Origin of the sequence: Umezawaea beigongshangensis, assembly GCF_016464305.1 — a bacterium.
GTDB classification, from domain to species: Bacteria; Actinomycetota; Actinomycetes; order Mycobacteriales; family Pseudonocardiaceae; genus Umezawaea_A; species Umezawaea_A beigongshangensis.
On the sequence record NZ_JAEIOJ010000010.1, the window covers coordinates 226,980 to 244,338 of the forward strand.

Here is a 17,359-nt window from a genome sequence, read left to right on the forward strand (position 1 = left end):
AGATTGTTCGTTCTGCGCGCACGACAAATGCAGACGAAAATAACTAGATATAGCACGGTATCGAGAAATGAGGCCAGTTGTCAACCCCTTCGCACAGTTCCGGTGAGCGCCGGCTCGATGACCTGGAGCCGGAGCAGGAATACGTGTCGATGTTGTACGGCCGGCTGGACGACCTGCGCGACCAGACCTCCAAGCGCTTGGCCGGAGCGCTGCGGGAGACCGGCGGGACGCATCAGATGCGCTCGGAGCGAGACACGTCGGTCGCGATGTACTCGGACCAGCTCGCGCAGTACAGCGCGGTGGAGAACGGGCTGGCGTTCGGCCGTCTCGACTTCCACGACGGCGAGCGCCACTACATCGGCCGCATCGGGCTGTTCGACGAGGAGAAGGAGTACGAGCCGCTCCTGATGGACTGGCGCGCGCCCGCCGCGCGGCCGTTCTACCTCGCCACGGCGGCGTCCCCGGACGGTGTGCGCCGGCGCAGGCACATCCGCACGTCCATGCGGAAGGTCACCGGTCTGGACGACGAGGTCCTGGACATCACCTCGTCGGAGCCCAGCCGCAACGAGGGCCTCACCGGCGAGGCGACGCTGCTCGCCGCGCTGAACGCGAACCGCACCGGCCAGATGAGCGACATCGTCGCGACCATCCAGGCCGAGCAGGACAAGATCATCCGCACGGAGCTGAACGGCGTCGTCGTCGTGCAGGGCGGCCCCGGCACCGGGAAGACGGCCGTGGCGCTGCACCGCGCCGCCTACCTCCTCTACACGCACCGCCGCCAGCTCTCCAAGCGCGGCGTGCTCGTGGTGGGGCCGAACGCGACGTTCCTGCGCTACATCGGCCAGGTGCTGCCGTCGCTGGGCGAGACGGGCGTGCTGCTGTCGACCGTGGGCGAGCTGTTCCCCGGCCTGACCGCCGTCGGCCGGGAGCCGGTGGAGGTCGCGGCGATCAAGGGCCGCATCCAGATGGCCGACGTCGTCGCGGCGGCCGTGCGGGACCGCCAGGAGGCGCCCGCGTCGCTGGAGGTGCCGTTCGACCAGGACGTGCTGCGCCTGGACCGCAAGACGATCACGCAGGCGCGGGGCCGGGCGCGGCGGTCGCGGCGTCCGCACAACGAGGCGCGGCGGGTGTTCATCCGGGAGGTGATCTCGGCGCTGGCCAACCAGGCGGTGAACCGGCTCGGCCGTCACCTGCTCGACGCGGCCGACCTGGACGACATCCGCCGCGAGCTGCGCGAGGACCCCGAGGTGCAGCGGGCGATCGACACGCTGTGGCCGACGCTGACACCGCAGCGGCTGCTGTCGGAGCTGTACTCCTCCCCAGGGCGCCTGGCGAGGGCGGCGTCCAAGGTCGCCCCGGCCGAGCGCGCGCTGCTGGAGCGCCCCGCCGACGCGGAGTGGACCCCGGCGGACGTGCCGCTGCTGGACGAGGCGGCGGAGCTGCTGGGCGAGGACGACGCGGAGGCCAAGGCCAAGGCCGAGCGGCAGCGCAGGCAGGCCGTGGACTACGCGCAGGGCGTGCTCGACATCCTCGACCTGGAGGACGACGCCGACCCGGAGATCCTCATGGCGACCGACCTGGTGGACGCCTACCGGCTGGCCGAGCGGCACGGCGCTGAGCGCTACGAGACGGCGGCCGAGCGCGCGGCGGCCGACCGGACGTGGACGTTCGGGCACGTGATCGTCGACGAGGCGCAGGAGCTCTCCCCGATGGCGTGGCGCACGCTGATGCGGCGGGTGCCGAGCAAGTCGATGACGGTGGTCGGCGACATCGCGCAGACCGGTGACGTCTCGGGCGCCACGTCGTGGGACGAGGTCCTCTCCCCGTACGTCGCGGACCGCTGGAAGCTGACCGAGCTGACGGTGAACTACCGCACCCCGGCGGAGATCATGACCGTCGCGGCCGATGTGCTGACGAGCGTCGACCCCGACCTGGTGCCGCCGACGTCGGTGCGCGAGACGGGCGTGCCGCCGTGGAGCGCGCGCGTGGACTCGCTCGCCGACGAGCTGCCGGCCCTGGTGGCGCGGGAGCTGGCGGAGATCGGCGCGGGCAAGCTCGCGGTGATCGTGCCCACCGCGTCGCTGGACGTCCTGGGCGCGGCCGTGGTCGCCTCCGTGCCGGGTGCGGCCGTGGGCAGCCGGTCGGACCTGGAGTCGCGGGCCGTGGTGCTGAGCACGGTCGACGCGAAGGGCCTGGAGTTCGACGCTGTGATCGTGGTGGACCCGGTGGGCATCCTCGCCGAGAGCCCGCGCGGCGCGAGCGACCTCTACGTGGCCCTCACGCGTGCGACGCAGCGGCTCGGCGTCGTGCACGCGGACGACCTGCCGCCGGTGCTGAGCCGCCTGACGGCGTAGCCGCGGGCGGTGCCCTCCCGGAGCGGTGACCGCACCGCTCCGGGGGGATCAGCCGAACTCGTGGCCCAGCGCGTGGCCGAGCGACAGGACGGCCACCCCGAGGACCACGTTCGCCAGCACGTTCAGCGCGGCGTGCCGGTAGCGGGACTGCTCGACCAGGCGGACGGTGTCCGCGCTGAAGGTGCTGAACGTCGTCAGGCCGCCGCACACGCCGGTGCCCAGCGGTGTCAGCGCCGGGCCGCTCACCAGCGCCAGGAGCAGGCCGAGCGCGAAGCAGCCCACCACGTTCACCAGCAGGACGCCGAAGGGGAACGCCGACCCCGCACGGGCCGTCACCCACCGGTCGGCGCAGTGGCGCAGCACCGCGCCCAGCCCCGAGCCCAGGAACACCAGCAGGGCCGTCACCGGCGCACCGCCCCGCGGGTCAGCGCCGCCGCGACGGCCGTGGCGGCGAGGCAGGCGACGGGGGTCAGCACCAGGCGCGGCACCGCGATCACCGGGTGTTCCAGCGGGGACAGCACGTCCGCCGCGTACGCCGAGAACGTGGTGAACCCGCCCAGCACGCCCACCCCGAGGAAGGGCCGCACGAGCGGGTGGGCGTCGTCGGCCAGCACCACGAGCACGCCGATCAGGGCGCAGCCCAGGACGTTCACCGCGAACGTGCTCAGCAGGGGGGTGCCGCTCGTCAGCGCGTAGCGGGCCACACCCCCGATGCCGCCGCCGAGCGCGACTGCCGCCAGGACGGGCTGCCCGCTCACGCGGTGTCCCGGAGGTGGCCGACGAGGTGGTCGAGCGCGGCGAGGGCGCGCACCACGTCGGCGCGCTCGTCCGGCGGCAGTTCGCCCGGCGCGGACCCGATGCGGCGTTCGTGCGCGACCCGCCGGGCCGCGCGCTTCTCGTGCCCCCGCGCGGTCACCGGCAGCAGGGCGACGCGCCGGTCGGCGGGGTCGCCGTCCCGCGCCACGAGGCCGTCGTCGACGAGGTGGCCCACCAGGCCGCTGACGGTGTCGGGGGCGAGGTGCGGTTCCGACACCGGTTCGCCGACCTTCGTCGGCGGGCGTTCGGCGAGCGCCCGGAGCAGTTCCACCCCGGCCACCGGCGGGGACTCCCGCGGCCGCTCGGTCCGGACGCCCGTCCGCGGCGCCCTGCGCAACCGGGTCACGACGTCCGTCAGCGCACGCGCCTCCACCGACATGCGGCAAGGGTACTGACGCCGGAGCGCGCGTCCGGGAGTGGAACGGCTCCTCTCGCCGCCCCTCCCGCCCGCACCGCGCCGGCGTCCGGCGTGACACCCGGCACAGAAGTCCGGTGAGCAGGTGATCACAGCGCTGTCCGGTGCAGCGCACTGGGCCGAACGGGGAGAAGACCGGCTCTGCCCCTGCCCTCGTTGGCCAGTGGACAGATACCCTGCACGCTCGCGACGACACATCAGGAGAGCACAGCCGTGGCCCACCGCGTCAGCTCGTGTCCCCGGGAGGGCGACGCGAACCGGACGTTCCCCCGCGACCACGACGCGCTCCGGGGCGACCGGGCATGACGTCGTTCATCGACCCTCCGGGATCAGAGGCCGCCGCCCGTCCCCGGCGACTCCAGCTCGCCCGCGACTGGGCGGCGGTGGTCTCCACGACGTCGTACGTCCCGATGTCCCCGGCGGAGATCGAGGAGTTCCTGCTCGGCCTCGTGGACGTCATCGCCGACGCGCTCCAGGACGAGCCGTTCGACGCCGCACCGGTCGCGGCGGTGGGCTCGCGCCTGGTGGCGGCCCACTTCACCGGGCCGGAGACGTTGCGGCACACGGTGGAGGTGCTGGGCCACGCGCTGCTGTTCACCCCCGAGCTGCGGGACGTGCCGCGGTTGCCGGAGAAGGTCGTGTCGCTGCTGGGCGAGCTGTCGACGAGCTTCGCCACGGCGATGCGGCTGGACGCGCTCGACCAGCAGGAGGAGATCAAGTGGGCGCTGCTGTGGGCGAAGCAGCGGGTCGAGCGCGCCCTGAAGGTCACCGAGCAGCGGTTCCGCGAGGTGTTCACGTCCTCGCCGCTGGGCATCGCGATCACGAACCTGGACGGCACGTGCGTGGAGGTCAACGCCGCGCTGAGCGAGATGCTGGAGGTGGAGGAGAACTCGCTCGTCGGCACGCGGCTGTCCGCCCTCTTCCACCCGGAGGACGCGCCGCTGCTGGCGACGCTGTACTCCGACGTGGCGGACGGGGCGGCGCAGCCGTTCCGCGAGCAGCGCAGGCTGGTGCGCGCCGACGGTGAGCCGATGTGGGCGCACCTGGCGGTGTCGCTGCTGCGCGACGCCGACGGGGAGCCCGCGTTCCACGTGACGATCGTGGAGGACGTCAGCGAACTGCACCTGCTCCAGAAGAACCTGGACTTCCAGCTGCTGCACGACTCGCTGACCGGGCTGTCGAACCGGCAGCACTTCGTCACGCAGCTCGAAGCGATGCACAGCCGCTCCGCGATCACCCTGTACCACCTGGCCCTCGACGCGTTCTCCGTGGTGAACAACGGCATCGGGCACGAGGCGGGCGACCAGCTCCTCAAGGTCGTCGCGCGCCGGCTGGAGAACCTGGTGGAGGGGCAGCGGGCGGTCGTCGCACGCACGTCGGGCGACGAGTTCGCCATCGTCGTCGAGCACACGCCGGCCAGCCGCCCGGTGCACGAGATGATCGAGAGGATCAACGAGGAGCTGGGCGAGCCGACCTGGATCGGCGACCACGGGCTGGCCCTGTCGGCGACGACGGGCGTGGTCGACCGGCCGTCGCAGGGCACCGACGTGCCGGAACTGCTGCGCGCGGCCAACGCCACCCTGCACCGGGCGAAGGCCAGGGGCAAGCGGCAGTGGCTGTCCTACGACCAGCGTCTCGACGCGCGCGACCGCGAGCGGTTCCAGCGCGCCGCCGCGCTGCCCGGCGCGGTGGAGAGCGGTGAGCTGGAGGTCGTCTACCAGCCGCTGGTGGACCTGCGGACCCGGCGGGTGGCCGGTGTGGAAGCCCGGTTGGGCTGGGGCGACGTCGGGCACGAGGAGTGCCTGGCGCTGGCCGAGCAGACGGGCATGTCGCTGCCGATCGGGCGGTGGGCGCTGCGGGAGGCGTGCGAGCGCGCCGTGCTCTGGCCGGACGTGCCGCTGCACGTGGCGCTGACGCCGACGCAGTCGCTCGACGAGGACCTGGTGGCCTCCGTCAAGAGCGCGCTGGACGAGACGGGGCTGCCGCCGCACCGGTTGCACGTGGCGTTCAACACCGGTGCGCTGCTGTCGGCGGTGGACGAGGACGACAACGCGCAGGTGCTCACCGACAGCGGGGTGTCGACCGGTCTGGACGGGTTCCTCGGCGGCTACGACGAGCTGGTGCTGCTGACCCAGCTGCCGCTGCGGTCCCTCACCACGTGCCGCACGCCGCGCGATCCGCTGCTGCGCGCGGCGGTGCGGGAGATGGTGTCCGTGGTGCACCGGGCGGACGTGACGGTGCTCGCGGCGGACGTGGCGACCGCGGAGGACGCCGCGTGGTGGGAGTCGATCGGCGTGGAGGCGGCGCGCGGGGACTTCTTCTCCCCGCCCGTTCCCGCCGACGAGGTGGCCGCGCTGCTGGGCACGACCGACGCCTGAGGCCGTCAGGCGCGTCGTGCCAGCCGGACCAGCACGCCGGCGGCCAGCACTCCCGCCCCGGCGAGGACCGCGGTGCCGGGAAGGCTGAACGCCAGCACGAGGCAGCCCGCGAGGCCGAGCACGGCGACGGGTCGGCGGCCGGGCAGCGTGAGGGCGCTGGCATTGGCGACGGCGTAGTAGACGAGCACGCAGAACGACGAGAACCCGATCGCGTCGCGCAGGTCGACCACGAGGACCAGCAGCACGACGACGCAGCCGACGGCGATCTCCGCGGCCACCGGCACCCCGCGGCGCACGGTCGCGAGCCGGGAGGGCAGGTGCCGGTCGCGGGCCATCGCCAGCACCGTGCGGGACACGCCGAGGATCAGGGCCAGCAGCGCTCCCAGCGTCGCGAGGGCCGCTCCCGCCCGCACGAGGGGCGCGAGGCCGGGTGCGACGGCCACCAGCGCGTCCGGTGAGGTGGCCAGCGCGTCCGCGCCCACGGCGTGCAGGGCGGCCAGCGCCACCAGGAGGTACACCACGAGGGTCGTGCCGAGGGCGATCGGGACGGCGCGCGGGATCGTGCGCTCCGGGTCGCGGACCTCCTCGCCGAGCGTCGCGATCCGCGCGTACCCGGCGAACGCGAAGAACATCAGCCCGGCCGCCTGGAGCACCCCGCCGGGGTGGGCCTCGCCCAGCGGGGCCGGGGGGCGGGTGAACCCGGTGACGACGACGGCGGCGAGCACGAGCAGCACGGCGGCGACGACCACCCGCGTCACCAGCGCCGACTTCCGCACCCCGAAGCAGTTCAGCGCGGTCAGCGCGACGACGGCGGCCACCGCGAGCGCCCTCGCGTGGCCGGGGGCGGCGTAGGTGGCGAAGGTCAGCGCCATCGCCGCGCAGCTCGCCGTCTTGCCGACGACGAAGCCCCAGCCCGCGAGGTGGCCCCAGAACTCGCCGAGGCGCTCCCGGCCGTGGACGTAGGTGCCGCCGGACTCCGGGTGCACGGCGGCCAGGCGTGCCGACGACGTGGCGTTGCAGAGGGCGACGACCGCCGCGATCAGCAGTCCGGCCAGCAGGGCGCTGCCCGCCACCCGTGCCGCGGGCGCGAGGACGGCGAACACCCCCGCGCCGATCATCGCCCCGAGACCGACCACGACCGCGTCGCCGAGTCCCAGTCGTCGTGCCAGTCGCTCGCTCACCGCTCCGCTCCCCCTCCGCGCGGTCGTGGACGACCGCGCCCCTCGCGCAGGACCCGATCGTCCACGACCGCCGCGCGGGCTCAGTGCGCGACCGGGCAGGTCCCGCCGTCACCCGGCGGAGGAGCGTTGCGGAAGTTCGGCAGCAGCTCGTCGGTGTCGTAGTAGCGGTGGTAGACCGGCGTCAGACCGCCGGAGACCGGGGGCACGATCCAGCTCCAGTCCGCGGGGCACCTGCGGCCGGCGGCCTCCTCCTTCTCCAGGTGGGTCAGGAAGCGGACGGACTCGGTGTGGTGATCGGTGATCGTCACCCCCGCCTGCTCGAAGGAGTGCAGCACGGCGCGGTTCAGCTCGATCAGGGCGCGGTCCCGCCACAGCGTGCGCTCGCTGGACGTGTCCAGCCCCATGCGCTTGCCGATGTAGGGCAGCAGGTCGTAGCGGTCGTGGTCGACGAGGTTGCGGGCCCCGATCTCGGTGCCCATGTACCAGCCGTTGAACGGCGCGGCCGGGTAGTCGAGACCGCCGATGCGCAGCAGCATGTTGCTGATCGCGGGAACGGCGTGCCAGCGCAGGCCGAGCTTGCCGATCCACGGCAGCTCGGGGTGCGTCAGCGGCACCTCCAGCACGGCGTCGCGCGGCAGCTCGACCAGCGCCGGCTCCTCACCGGCGTGCTCGACCACCAGCGGCAGCAGGTCGAAGGGGCCGCGCGTGCGCGGCGGCTGCCAGCCGCGGGCGAGCGCCAGGTCGGTCAGCGCGAGGTTGCGGCCGTCGCCCATCACCCCGCCGTCGGAGCCGCGGTAGGCGGCGTAGCGGACGAGTTGCTCGTTGCGGATGCGGGGAGCGGGGTTGCCGGGCTCGTCGGGGGCGAACACGGTGATGACGGGCCTGATCTTGCCCGCGTTGGTGGCCAGGCGCAGGTGCTCGACGCACTCGTCGGCGACGGCCTTGGGGTTGGACACGTCGCGCAGGTCGCGCACCTTCAGGCTGCGCCAGTACAGGCGTCCGATGCAGCGCGCGCTGTTGCGCCACGCCACTCTGGCGCCGAACGTCAGCTCCGCCTCCGTGTGCCGGTAGGTGCCGGTCGCGGCGATCTCGGCGTGCACCTCGGCGAGCCGGCCCGCGACGGGACCGAGATCCGGGTTCTCGGCGTGGTGCTGGCGGACGAAGTCGTCCACCTCGGTCAGGTCGATCTCGCGCTCGGAGTGGCCGTCCCGGCGATCGGCGTCGGCCGAGGACGGGGGCATCACTTCAGTCGGACACGAGGGGACGAGGGCCATGGCGGGACAACATAGTTGCACTTCGGGTGAGCTGGCACCGCCGTGTCGGCTACCCCTCACTTCGTGGTGTGGTACGGCCAGTGCGAAGAGTGAGCACTTGATCCGGCGACCGGGTGGTGCTTCGCGGGCGGGGTGTGGTGTTCCACGCTCCGTCACGCCCGCGGTCGAAGTGGTGAACCACCTGATCAGCTCGTCCGGCCGGGGTGTCCGGCCGAATCGGAACCAGCCCGTTCAGCGCAGGGACTCGGCCGTCCGGAGCGCCGGGACCACCGGGTTCGTCGCGGCGTCGCGCATCGGTCGGGCGACGCCCGAACAGACGCGCGGCACGACCCTTCCGGCCGCCCCGCGCACGTCCGGACGGCCCGGCCGGAGAACGACCAACCGGTGACGAGGAGGCCAACACGGGGTGAATACCCTGAGCTACGTGATCAACACGAGCACCGACCTGTACCGCGCGATCACGGAGTTCGCCAGCAGCACGCCGTCGTGGTTGCAGAGCTTCGCCGACTGGGGAACCGACTTCGGCCTCGGCCTGTTCGGCGTCCTGTTCCTGCTCGGCATCTGGCGCGAACGGCGCGGCACGGCCCGCGCGCTGGCCCTCGCGCTGCTCGCCCCGGCCGCCACGATCGGCGCCTACGCGACCAGCGAGATCGTCAAGACCCTCGTCCAGCAGGAGCGCCCCTGCCGCGCCGTCGCCGGGGTGATCGCCATCGCCGAGTGCCCCGCCGTCGGCGACTGGTCGTTCCCCAGCAACCACGCGACGATCGCCGCCGCCAGCGCGGGCGCCCTCGCCCTGGCCTGGCGCAGGACGCTCCCGCTGGTCCTGCCGCTGGCCGCGGTCATGGCGTTCTCCAGGGTGTTCGTCGGAGTGCACTACCCGCACGACGTCGCCGCGGGCTACCTGCTCGGCGTGACCGCCGCTCCTCTGCTGGCGCTGGCGCTCGTCCCCGCCGCGACGCCCCTGGTGGACCGGTTCCGCCCCGAGCCGCCCCCGACGATCACCGCGGTGGACGTCCCCACGCAGCGCATCCGCGTCGACCCGGCGTCGGCCGTGACCCAGCGGATGCGCGTCGGCGATCCGTCCGCCCCCACGCAGCAGCTCCCGCGCGTGCGGTAATCCGGTCGCGCCACCGGTTACGGTGGAGGCATGTGTCTCGGCTTCGCGGTGTACTACCTCTGATCTCGGCCAGGACGTGCTGAGCGGTCTCCGCTCGCGCTGATCCGTCCCTCCCGCACGCCCTCCTCCGGTCCGCGCACGCGCCGACCGGACGTTCGAGGTGCCCGGCGGGAGGTCTCCCCGGCCGAACTCCCGCGAGGAACCCCATGACCTCCACCGCATCCGTGCGCACCGCCCACCTGACCGCCGACGCCGTGTCCAAGGGCTTCGAGCACACGCCCGTCGTCTCCGCCGTGTCCCTGACCGTCTCCGCCGGAGAACGCCTCGGCGTCGTCGGGGAGAACGGGCGGGGCAAGACCACCCTGCTGCGCCTGCTGGCCGGTGACCTCGTCCCCGACCGCGGTGCCGTGGTGCGCCACGGCTCCGTCGCGCTCGTGGGGCAGGAGCTGCCCGTCCGCGACGGCGACACGATCGGCACCTTCCTGGACACCGCGCTGCGCGTCTCCCGCGAGGCGGTGGCCGAGGTGACCGACGCGTCCACCGCGCTGGCCGACGCGGAGCCCGGCGCACCGGCGCGGCTGACCGACGCGCTCGCCCGAGCCGAGGCGCTGGCCGCCTGGGACGCCGATCGGCGGGCCGACGTGGCGCTGGCCGCGCTCGGAGCGCCGTCGGACCGCACCCTGCCGATGACCGGGCTGTCCGTGGGGCAGCGCCACCGGGTGCGTCTCGCCTGCGTGCTCGCCGAGCGGACCGACGTGCTGCTGCTCGACGAACCCACCAACCACCTCGACGGCCCCGCCGTGGAGCACCTGACCGCCGCCCTGCGCACGCACCCCGGCGTGGTGGTGCTGGTCAGCCACGACCGGATGCTCCTCGACGACGTGTGCACGGCCGTGCTCGACCTGGACCCGACACCCGACGGCGAGGTCCGCCTGCACGGAGGCGGCTGGACGGGTCTCGCCGCGGCCAGGGCCGCCGAGCGCGCCCGCTGGGAGCAGCGGTACGCGCTGGAGAGCGCCGCGCACGCCGAGCTGACCGAGCAGGTCGACGCGGCGCGATCCCGGCTGATCTCGTCGTGGCGGCCGGACAAGGGCGTGAACAAGCACAAGCGCGCCACCCGCGCGCCCGGCCGCCTGCACACGCTGGTGCGGCGGCTGGAGGACCTCGACGCCCGGCGCGTGCCCGCACCGCCGTCACCGCTGACGTTCACCCCGCCGGAACTGGCCGCCGCGCCGGACGAGGTGCTGCTCGGCGCGTCCGGAGTCGTGGTGCCGCACCGGCTGCGCCCGTTCGGCGACGTGACGCTGCGCGCCGGAGGGCGGCTGCTCGTCTCCGGCGCCAACGGCGCGGGCAAGTCCACGCTGCTGCACGTCCTGGCGGGCCGGATCACCCCGGCGGAGGGCGTCGTCCACCGGTCCGGCGCGATCTCGATCGGCCTGCTGGCGCAGGAGTCGTCCTTCGCCGACGAGACCGCCACCCCGGCGGACCTCGTGGAGCGCGCGGAAGGCGTGCCGCTGGCCGAACTGGGCCTGCTGGACGACGTCGACGCGCGCCGCCCGGTGAGCGCCCTGTCCACCGGGCAGCGGCGCAGGGTGTCGCTGGCGCTGCTGCTGGCCAGGACCCCGCACGTGCTGCTGCTCGACGAGCCGACCAACCACCTCTCGACCGCGCTGGTCGACGAGCTGACGGAAGCGCTGCGCGCCACGCCGGCGGCCGTGGTCGTGGCCACGCACGACCGCCGGATGCGCGCGGACCTGGCGGGCTGGCCGGACCTGGCGCTCTGACCCCGCCGGGGCTGGCACCGCTCGGTACTGTTCGACGAGGTGAGCGGATCCGCGGACGGCGCGTTCCTCGCCCGGCTGACGCCGGAAGACCGGGAGTTCCTCGTCGGCGCGGGCCGCCCCGGCACGTCCAGCGCGGGCGAGACCCTGTTCCGGCAGGGCGATCCGTCGACCCACGTCGTGCTCCTGCTGTCCGGCTGGGTCAAGGTGACGCTGTCCTCCGGCAACGGCCACGAGGCGCTGCTCGCGATCCGCGGAGCCGGTGACGTGCTGGGCGACCTGGCCGCGCTCGACGCCAAACCGCGCTCCGCCACCATCCGCGCGCTCACCCCGCTGCGGGTGAGCACCCTGGCGGCCGACCGGTTCGTGCGCTGCCTGCACGAGCGCCCGCAGATCGCCATCGCGCTGCTGGCCCACAACGGGGACCGGCTGCGCCGCTCGGACACCCGCAGGATGGAGCAGGGCGCGTACCGCTCCCCCGAACGCCTCGCCGTGCACCTGCTCCGCCTCGCCGCCCAGTACGGCACCGCCGCGGAGGAGGGCGTCGTCATCGAGATGCGGTTGTCGCAGCAGGAACTGGCGAACGCGATCGGCGCGTCCCGCGAAGCCGTCGCCCGCGCGCTGCACGTGCTGCGCGAACGCGGCGTGCTGCTGACCCGGCGGCGCCGCATCGTGATCGCCGTGCCGGAGGTGCTGCACTCGATGGCCGCCAGCATGCCCTTCGACGCCGACGAGCCCTGAGCGGTCGGGCAGGGATTCGCCCCCGATGTGGAGGCGTCCGTCCCGCGACGATCAGCGACAGTGCATTATCTGGCGACACCCAGTTCAGCGCGGTCCTCGGGAGGCCCAGTGTCAGACAGCAGTACCACCGTGCGGAAGCGCGACCGGACGCACCTGCTCTACATAGCGGTGATCGTCGCCGTCTTCCTCGGCATCGCCGTGGGCCTCCTGGCACCCGAGGTCGGCAAGGCCCTCACACCGCTGGGCACCGGGTTCGTCGCGCTGATCAAGATGATGATCAGCCCGGTGATCTTCTGCACGATCGTGCTGGGGGTCGGTTCCGTCCGCAGGGCGGCGACCGTCGGCAAGGTCGGCGGCCTGGCGCTCGCCTACTTCCTCGTCATGTCCACGTTCGCGCTCGCCGTGGGCCTCGTCGTGGGCAACATCATCCAGCCCGGCTCGGGCCTGGGACTGACCGACGCCGCGCGCAAGGCGGGCGAGAAGGCGGCCGACTCCGAGGCCACCGGCACCGTCGACTTCCTGCTCGGCATCATCCCCGACTCGCTGGTGTCCCCGCTGGCCGGCGAGAACGTGCTCCAGACGCTGTTCGTGGCGCTGCTCATCGGCTTCGCCATCCCGTCGCTCGGCTCGTCCGGCGACGCGATCCTGCGCGGCGTCAAGCACTTCGAGCGTCTCGCGTTCCGCATCCTCGCCATGATCATGTGGGTCGCGCCGATCGGCGCGTTCGGCGCCATCGCGGGGGTCGTCGGAGCCGCGGGCGGCGCGGCGCTGCTGAGCCTGCTCCAGATCATGCTCGGCTTCTACATCACCTGCGTGATCTTCGTCTTCGGCGTGCTGGGCCTGGTGCTCAAGTTCGGCGCGAACGTCAACATCTGGTCGCTGCTGCGCTACCTCGGCCGCGAGTTCCTGCTCATCGTGTCCACCTCGTCGTCGGAGACCGCGCTGCCGCGGCTCGTCGCGAAGATGGAGCACCTCGGCGTCTCGCGCCCGGTCGTCGGCATCACCGTGCCGACCGGGTACTCGTTCAACCTGGACGGCACGGCGATCTACCTGACCATGGCGTCGATCTTCATCGCGGACGCGCTGGGCACGCCCCTGGCGATCGGCGAGCAGATCTCCCTGCTGGTGTTCATGATCATCGCGTCGAAGGGCGCCGCCGGCGTCAGCGGCGCCGGTCTGGCCACCCTCGCCGGTGGCCTGCAGGCGCACCGCCCCGACCTGGTGGACGGCGTCGGCCTCATCGTCGGCATCGACCGCTTCATGTCCGAGGCGCGCGCCCTGACCAACTTCGCGGGCAACGCCGTGGCCACCGTGCTCATCGGCAACTGGGTCGGCGAGTTCGACCGCGACCGGGCGGGACGCGTGCTGCGCGGCGACGACCCGTTCGACGAGGCGTCCATGCTGGACCGCCACGAGGAGAAGGCGCCGGAGCAGCCCGGTCACGAGGAGCAGGCGCCGGAGCGGCCCAGCGGCGAGAACGAACCCGCCCGGAGCTGATCGGCCGACGGCCTCCCCGCCCGCACCCCCGTGCAGCAGGTGCGGGCGGGGACACCGCTCACCCGATCAGCCGACGTCCAGCACCGAGTCCAGGATCTGCTGCGCCTCCCGCTGGATGCGCTCCAGGTGCTCCGCCCCGCGGAACGACTCCGCGTACAGCTTGTAGACGTCCTCCGTGCCCGACGGACGCGCCGCGAACCACCCGGACTCGGTGACCACCTTCAGCCCGCCGATCGGCGCGTCGTTGCCGGGAGCGCTCGTCAGCCGCCGCAGGATCGGCTCACCCGCCAGCTCGTCCGCCGACACCTGCTCCGGCGACAGCTTCCCCAGCACCGCCTTCTGCTCGCGCGTGGCCGGCGCGTCGATCCGCGCGTACACCGGATCACCCAGCTCGGCCGTCAGCTCCCGGTACCGCGCGCTCGGCGTCTTCCCCGTCACCGCGGTCAGCTCCGACGCCAGCAGCGCCAGGATGATGCCGTCCTTGTCCGTCGTCCACACCCGCCCGTCCCGGCGCAGGAACGACGCACCGGCGCTCTCCTCGCCACCGAACGCGATCGAGCCGTCGACGAGCCCCGGCACGAACCACTTGAAGCCCACCGGAACCTCGATCAGCCGCCGCCCCAGGCGCTGAGCCACGCGGTCGATGATCGACGAGCTGACGAGCGTCTTGCCGATCGCCGCGTCCGCCGACCACCCGTCGCGGTGCGCGTAGAGGTGGTCGATCGCCGTGGCCAGGAAGTGGTTCGGGTTCATCAGCCCGGCGTCGGGCGTGACGATGCCGTGCCGGTCGGAGTCCGCGTCGTTGCCCGTGGCGATGTCGAACTCGTCCTTGCGCGCGATCAGCGACGCCATCGCGTTCGGCGACGAGCAGTCCATCCTGATCCGCCCGTCCCAGTCCAGCGTCATGAACCGGAACGTGGCGTCCACCAACGGGTTCACGACCGTCAGGTCCAGACCGTGCCGGTCGGCGATCTCCGCCCAGTACGCCACGCTCGCGCCACCCAGCGGGTCCGCGCCGATGCGCACCCCCGCCGAGCGGATCGCGTCGAGGTCCACGACGTCGGGCAGCTCGCGGACGTACAGGTCGAGGAAGTCGAACGGCCGCACCGCCTTCCGCGCGCGCTCGTGCGGAATCCGGGCGACCTCGCGCAGACCGCCCTCCAGCAGCTCGTTCGCGCGGTCCTGGATGCCCCTGGTGATGTCCGAACCGGCCGGGCCGCCGTCCGGCGGGTTGTACTTGAAGCCGCCGTCCTCCGGCGGGTTGTGCGACGGCGTCACGACCACGCCGTCCGCGAGCCCCTCGGTGCGGCCCGCGTTGTGCACCAGGATCGCCAGCGACACCGCCGGAGTCGGCGTGTAGCCGCCCCGGCTGTCCACCAGCACGTCGACCCCGTTGGCCGCGAACACCTCCAGCGCCGTGACGAACGCGGGCTCGGACAGAGCGTGCGTGTCGCGCCCCACGTACAGCGGACCCGTGACCCCCGCCCTCGCCCGGTGCTCGCACACGGCCTGCGCGGCGGCGGCGATGTGGTCGTCGTTGAACCCGAGCCGCAGCGCCGACCCCCGGTGCCCGGAGGTGCCGAACGCGACGCGCTGCTCCGCGACCGACGGATCGGGGTGCTCCGAGTAGTAGGCGGTGACGAGATGGGCCACGTCGACCAGGTCGTCGGGCGAGGCCGGCTGTCCGGCCCTGTCGTGCGACACGTAGAACTCCTTCGGTGATCAGGTGCGGTCTTCGTCGACGATCTCCGCGTCGACGATCTCGGCGACGGAGATGGTGTCGGCCACGTCCGCCACGTCCGCCACCGGGGCGGGCAGCAGACCGTACTTCTCCTGGAGGAAGCGCCGGCGGTAGGCGTGGTTCGCGTCGTCCACCACGCGCGAGAGCAACCTCGCGTTGAGCCCGGCGCCGATCACCACGCCGACGACCGGCACGGCCTGGGCGAGCTTCTGCTTCGTCAGCCGGATGCCGAGGCGCTGGTAGACCTGCTGGACGACCCTGGTCACCACGTGCTGCTCCAGCTGCATCCACGACTGCCGACCCGCGAGCCCGCGCACCACCTTGTTCAGCTCCAGGTACGCCTGCGCCTTGCCCGCGTTCGACGCCGTCGCGTAGCCCAGCACCCCCAGGGCGAACAGCTTCTCGTCGTCGCGGTCCAGGTCGTAGCCGTAGTAGGCGGCGACGTGCGCGACCGCCCGGTGGCTCGCCATCAGGACCGCGGCGGCGTCGGCCGCCATCGTGCCCAGCACCAGCGCCGCACCCGGCGCGGCCGCCGCACCCGCCGACACCGCCGTGCCACCGGCCGCGATCACCTGACCGCCGGACACCGCGAACCCGGCGGCGGCCCCCTGCACCGTGGACGCCGTGACGTACCCGAGGTCCAGCCTCGGCCTCACCTCGTCGATCTCGCGCAGGTCGAGCCTCCTGACGTCGTCCAGGGACTCCACGGCGTGACCGCGCTTGCGGTAGGCGCCCAGGACGGCGTCGCGTCGCAGCGACGCCCGCGCGGCTCTCGCGCCGAGATCGGTGAGCCCGCGCAGCGCGTCCGTCAGCATCTCCTCGAAGCGACCGGCGCCCGGCAGCGACTCGAACTTCTCCTTGGCGCTGTCCGCCGTGCGGCTCAACCGCGCCCTCAACCCCGCCGGGAGGAGCTGCTTGCTCGTCCGCTCCGGACGGTCGTTCAGCGCGCGCCACGCCTCGGCGTCGTAGTCGGACATCTTCCGGCTCGGCTGCATGACCATCACCTACCCGGTGCGAAGGAGACCAGAACCTCGTCGGCGTGTTCCGCGGACCGCACCGGGTCCGCGTCCGGCGAACCCACCAGCGGATCGAAGTTGAGGTCGACGAACAGCTCCGTGATCCCCCGCTCCGCCAGGTCCGCGAGATCACCCCTGATCTGCTCGACCGTGCCGGTGAGGGGTGCTCGCTCGTCGTCGCGGACCCGCACGACGCCCCGGCAGACGAACCGCAGCGCGTCGGGGTCGCGACCGGCCCGCTCCGCCGACTCCCGGATCAGCGCCACGGACGTCCCGATCGTCGTGAGGTCGGTGCGGCTGCTGCTGATCCACCCGTCGGCGATCCGCCCGATCCGGCGCAGCGCCACGTCCGCCGCCCCGCCCAGGAGGATCGGCGGGTGCGGTCGCTGCACCGGCTTGGGGTCGGCCCTGCTGGCCGGGATCGAGTAGAACTCGCCGTCGTGCTGGACCACGTCGTCCGTCCAGAGCTTCCGCAGGACGGTGACGAACTCCTCACCCCGGCGTCCCCGGTGCTCCATCGCAACACCGGCGGCCGCGAACTCCTCCGGTGCCCAGCCCAGTCCGAGACCCGCGTCGACCCGGCCGCCGGACAGGACGTCGAGCGTCGCGAGCTGCTTCGCCACCACGGTGGGACCGGCCAGGGGGATGTTGAGGATCGCGGTGCCGAGCCGGATGCGGCTCGTGGTCGCGGCGACGTGAGCAAGGGCGACGACGGGGTCGAGGACGCTGCGGTAGCTCTCCCCCCACGAGGCGTCGACCGGTGACAACAGGCGCTGGAAGGTCCACAACGAGTGGTAGCCGAGTTCGTCCGCACGCCGGGCGACGTGCAGGAGGTTGTCCGCGGTGGCCCAAGAACCGGACACCGGTGCCGCGAAGCCCATCTTCATCGTTCGACCGTAACGCAAGAACCCCGCGAGGGTTCTCGGGAGCACCGTGAAGTGCTGCAACCGAGAACCCCTCGCGGGGTAAAAATTGTCCGGCGGTGACCTACTCTCCCACACCCTCACGAGTGCAGTACCATCGGCGCAGGAGGGCTTAACTTCCGGGT

Annotated in this window: 14 protein-coding genes and 1 rRNA gene; 6 read left to right on the forward strand and 9 right to left on the reverse strand. The window is 73.1% G+C overall.

Annotated elements, in window-relative coordinates; genetic code table 11:
* Positions 1-77: 77 nt before the first annotated feature.
* Entirely contained in the window at positions 78-2,354 is a 2,277-nt protein-coding gene (locus IMZ35_RS23835) for a HelD family protein (protein ID WP_498063213.1), read from the forward strand.
* Between the two features lie 48 nt (positions 2,355-2,402).
* Here the strand turns inward: IMZ35_RS23835 and crcB are convergent, their stop codons facing one another.
* Genes crcB through IMZ35_RS23850 form a run of 3 tightly spaced genes read right to left on the reverse strand, consistent with a single transcriptional unit; the run spans position 2,403 to position 3,549 of the window.
* Positions 2,403-2,759 (reverse strand): fluoride efflux transporter CrcB, encoded by a 357-nt coding sequence (gene crcB, locus IMZ35_RS23840; RefSeq protein ID WP_199443396.1) that lies wholly within the window; start codon positions 2,757-2,759, stop codon positions 2,403-2,405.
* Complete coding sequence (locus IMZ35_RS23845; RefSeq protein ID WP_307868680.1) at positions 2,756-3,112, reverse strand: fluoride efflux transporter FluC; 357 nt, start codon at positions 3,110-3,112, stop codon at positions 2,756-2,758. The genes crcB and IMZ35_RS23845 overlap by 4 nt, the downstream gene beginning before the upstream one ends.
* Positions 3,109-3,549 (reverse strand): MarR family winged helix-turn-helix transcriptional regulator, encoded by a 441-nt coding sequence (locus tag IMZ35_RS23850; protein WP_199443397.1) that lies wholly within the window; start codon positions 3,547-3,549, stop codon positions 3,109-3,111. The genes IMZ35_RS23845 and IMZ35_RS23850 overlap by 4 nt, the downstream gene beginning before the upstream one ends.
* 338 nt (positions 3,550-3,887) lie before the next feature.
* Between IMZ35_RS23850 and IMZ35_RS23855 the strand changes: the two genes are divergently transcribed.
* Positions 3,888-5,963 (forward strand): putative bifunctional diguanylate cyclase/phosphodiesterase, encoded by a 2,076-nt coding sequence (locus tag IMZ35_RS23855; protein WP_199443398.1) that lies wholly within the window; start codon positions 3,888-3,890, stop codon positions 5,961-5,963.
* 5 nt (positions 5,964-5,968) lie between these two features.
* Here IMZ35_RS23855 and IMZ35_RS23860 read toward each other — a convergent pair whose 3' ends face one another.
* Both IMZ35_RS23860 and IMZ35_RS23865 read right to left on the reverse strand, forming a co-directional pair.
* Entirely contained in the window at positions 5,969-7,144 is a 1,176-nt protein-coding gene (locus IMZ35_RS23860; RefSeq protein ID WP_199443399.1) for an APC family permease, read from the reverse strand.
* 80 nt (positions 7,145-7,224) lie between these two features.
* Entirely contained in the window at positions 7,225-8,385 is a 1,161-nt protein-coding gene (locus IMZ35_RS23865; RefSeq protein WP_229373043.1) for a nitric oxide synthase oxygenase, read from the reverse strand.
* Between the two features lie 457 nt (positions 8,386-8,842).
* Between IMZ35_RS23865 and IMZ35_RS23870 the strand changes: the two genes are divergently transcribed.
* The 4 genes from IMZ35_RS23870 to IMZ35_RS23885 all read left to right on the forward strand — a co-directional run bounded on the left by IMZ35_RS23870 (position 8,843) and on the right by IMZ35_RS23885 (position 13,554).
* Positions 8,843-9,535 (forward strand): phosphatase PAP2 family protein, encoded by a 693-nt coding sequence (locus tag IMZ35_RS23870; RefSeq protein ID WP_307868681.1) that lies wholly within the window; start codon positions 8,843-8,845, stop codon positions 9,533-9,535.
* Between the two features lie 206 nt (positions 9,536-9,741).
* Positions 9,742-11,319, forward strand: a complete 1,578-nt coding sequence (locus tag IMZ35_RS23875) for an ABC-F family ATP-binding cassette domain-containing protein (protein WP_199443401.1) — start codon at positions 9,742-9,744, stop codon at positions 11,317-11,319.
* Between the two features lie 39 nt (positions 11,320-11,358).
* Entirely contained in the window at positions 11,359-12,057 is a 699-nt protein-coding gene (locus IMZ35_RS23880; protein ID WP_199443402.1) for a Crp/Fnr family transcriptional regulator, read from the forward strand.
* A gap of 108 nt (positions 12,058-12,165) precedes the next feature.
* Positions 12,166-13,554: a cation:dicarboxylate symporter family transporter gene (locus tag IMZ35_RS23885; protein ID WP_199443403.1), complete on the forward strand. Its 1,389-nt coding sequence runs from the start codon at positions 12,166-12,168 to the stop codon at positions 13,552-13,554.
* Between the two features lie 66 nt (positions 13,555-13,620).
* On the opposite strand, the gene pgm is transcribed toward IMZ35_RS23885, so the two are convergent.
* From pgm to rrf, 4 genes are all read right to left on the reverse strand, one after another.
* Entirely contained in the window at positions 13,621-15,258 is a 1,638-nt protein-coding gene (gene pgm, locus IMZ35_RS23890; RefSeq protein WP_199443404.1) for a phosphoglucomutase (alpha-D-glucose-1,6-bisphosphate-dependent), read from the reverse strand.
* Positions 15,259-15,276: 18 nt separating this feature from the next.
* Positions 15,277-16,290, reverse strand: a complete 1,014-nt coding sequence (locus IMZ35_RS23895; protein ID WP_199443405.1) for an EcsC family protein — start codon at positions 16,288-16,290, stop codon at positions 15,277-15,279.
* A gap of 5 nt (positions 16,291-16,295) precedes the next feature.
* Positions 16,296-17,198, reverse strand: a complete 903-nt coding sequence (locus IMZ35_RS23900; RefSeq protein ID WP_199443406.1) for a TIGR03619 family F420-dependent LLM class oxidoreductase — start codon at positions 17,196-17,198, stop codon at positions 16,296-16,298.
* An 87-nt stretch (positions 17,199-17,285) separates the two neighbouring features.
* Positions 17,286-17,359 (reverse strand): 5S ribosomal RNA (gene rrf, locus IMZ35_RS32295); the annotation flags it as partial.

What these genes read in the sequence shown, in the direction of transcription:
- IMZ35_RS23850 (WP_199443397.1), bottom strand. Translation starts at nt 3,549, where the DNA reads ATGTCGGTGGAGGCGCGTGCGCTGACGGACGTCGTGACCCGGTTGCGC.
- IMZ35_RS23855 (WP_199443398.1), top strand. Translation starts at nt 3,888, where the DNA reads ATGACGTCGTTCATCGACCCTCCGGGATCAGAGGCCGCCGCCCGTCCC.
- IMZ35_RS23865 (WP_229373043.1), bottom strand. Translation starts at nt 8,385, where the DNA reads ATGCCCCCGTCCTCGGCCGACGCCGATCGCCGGGACGGCCACTCCGAG.
- IMZ35_RS23875 (WP_199443401.1), top strand. Translation starts at nt 9,742, where the DNA reads ATGACCTCCACCGCATCCGTGCGCACCGCCCACCTGACCGCCGACGCC.
- IMZ35_RS23895 (WP_199443405.1), bottom strand. Translation starts at nt 16,290, where the DNA reads ATGCAGCCGAGCCGGAAGATGTCCGACTACGACGCCGAGGCGTGGCGC.
- IMZ35_RS23900 (WP_199443406.1), bottom strand. Translation starts at nt 17,198, where the DNA reads ATGAAGATGGGCTTCGCGGCACCGGTGTCCGGTTCTTGGGCCACCGCG.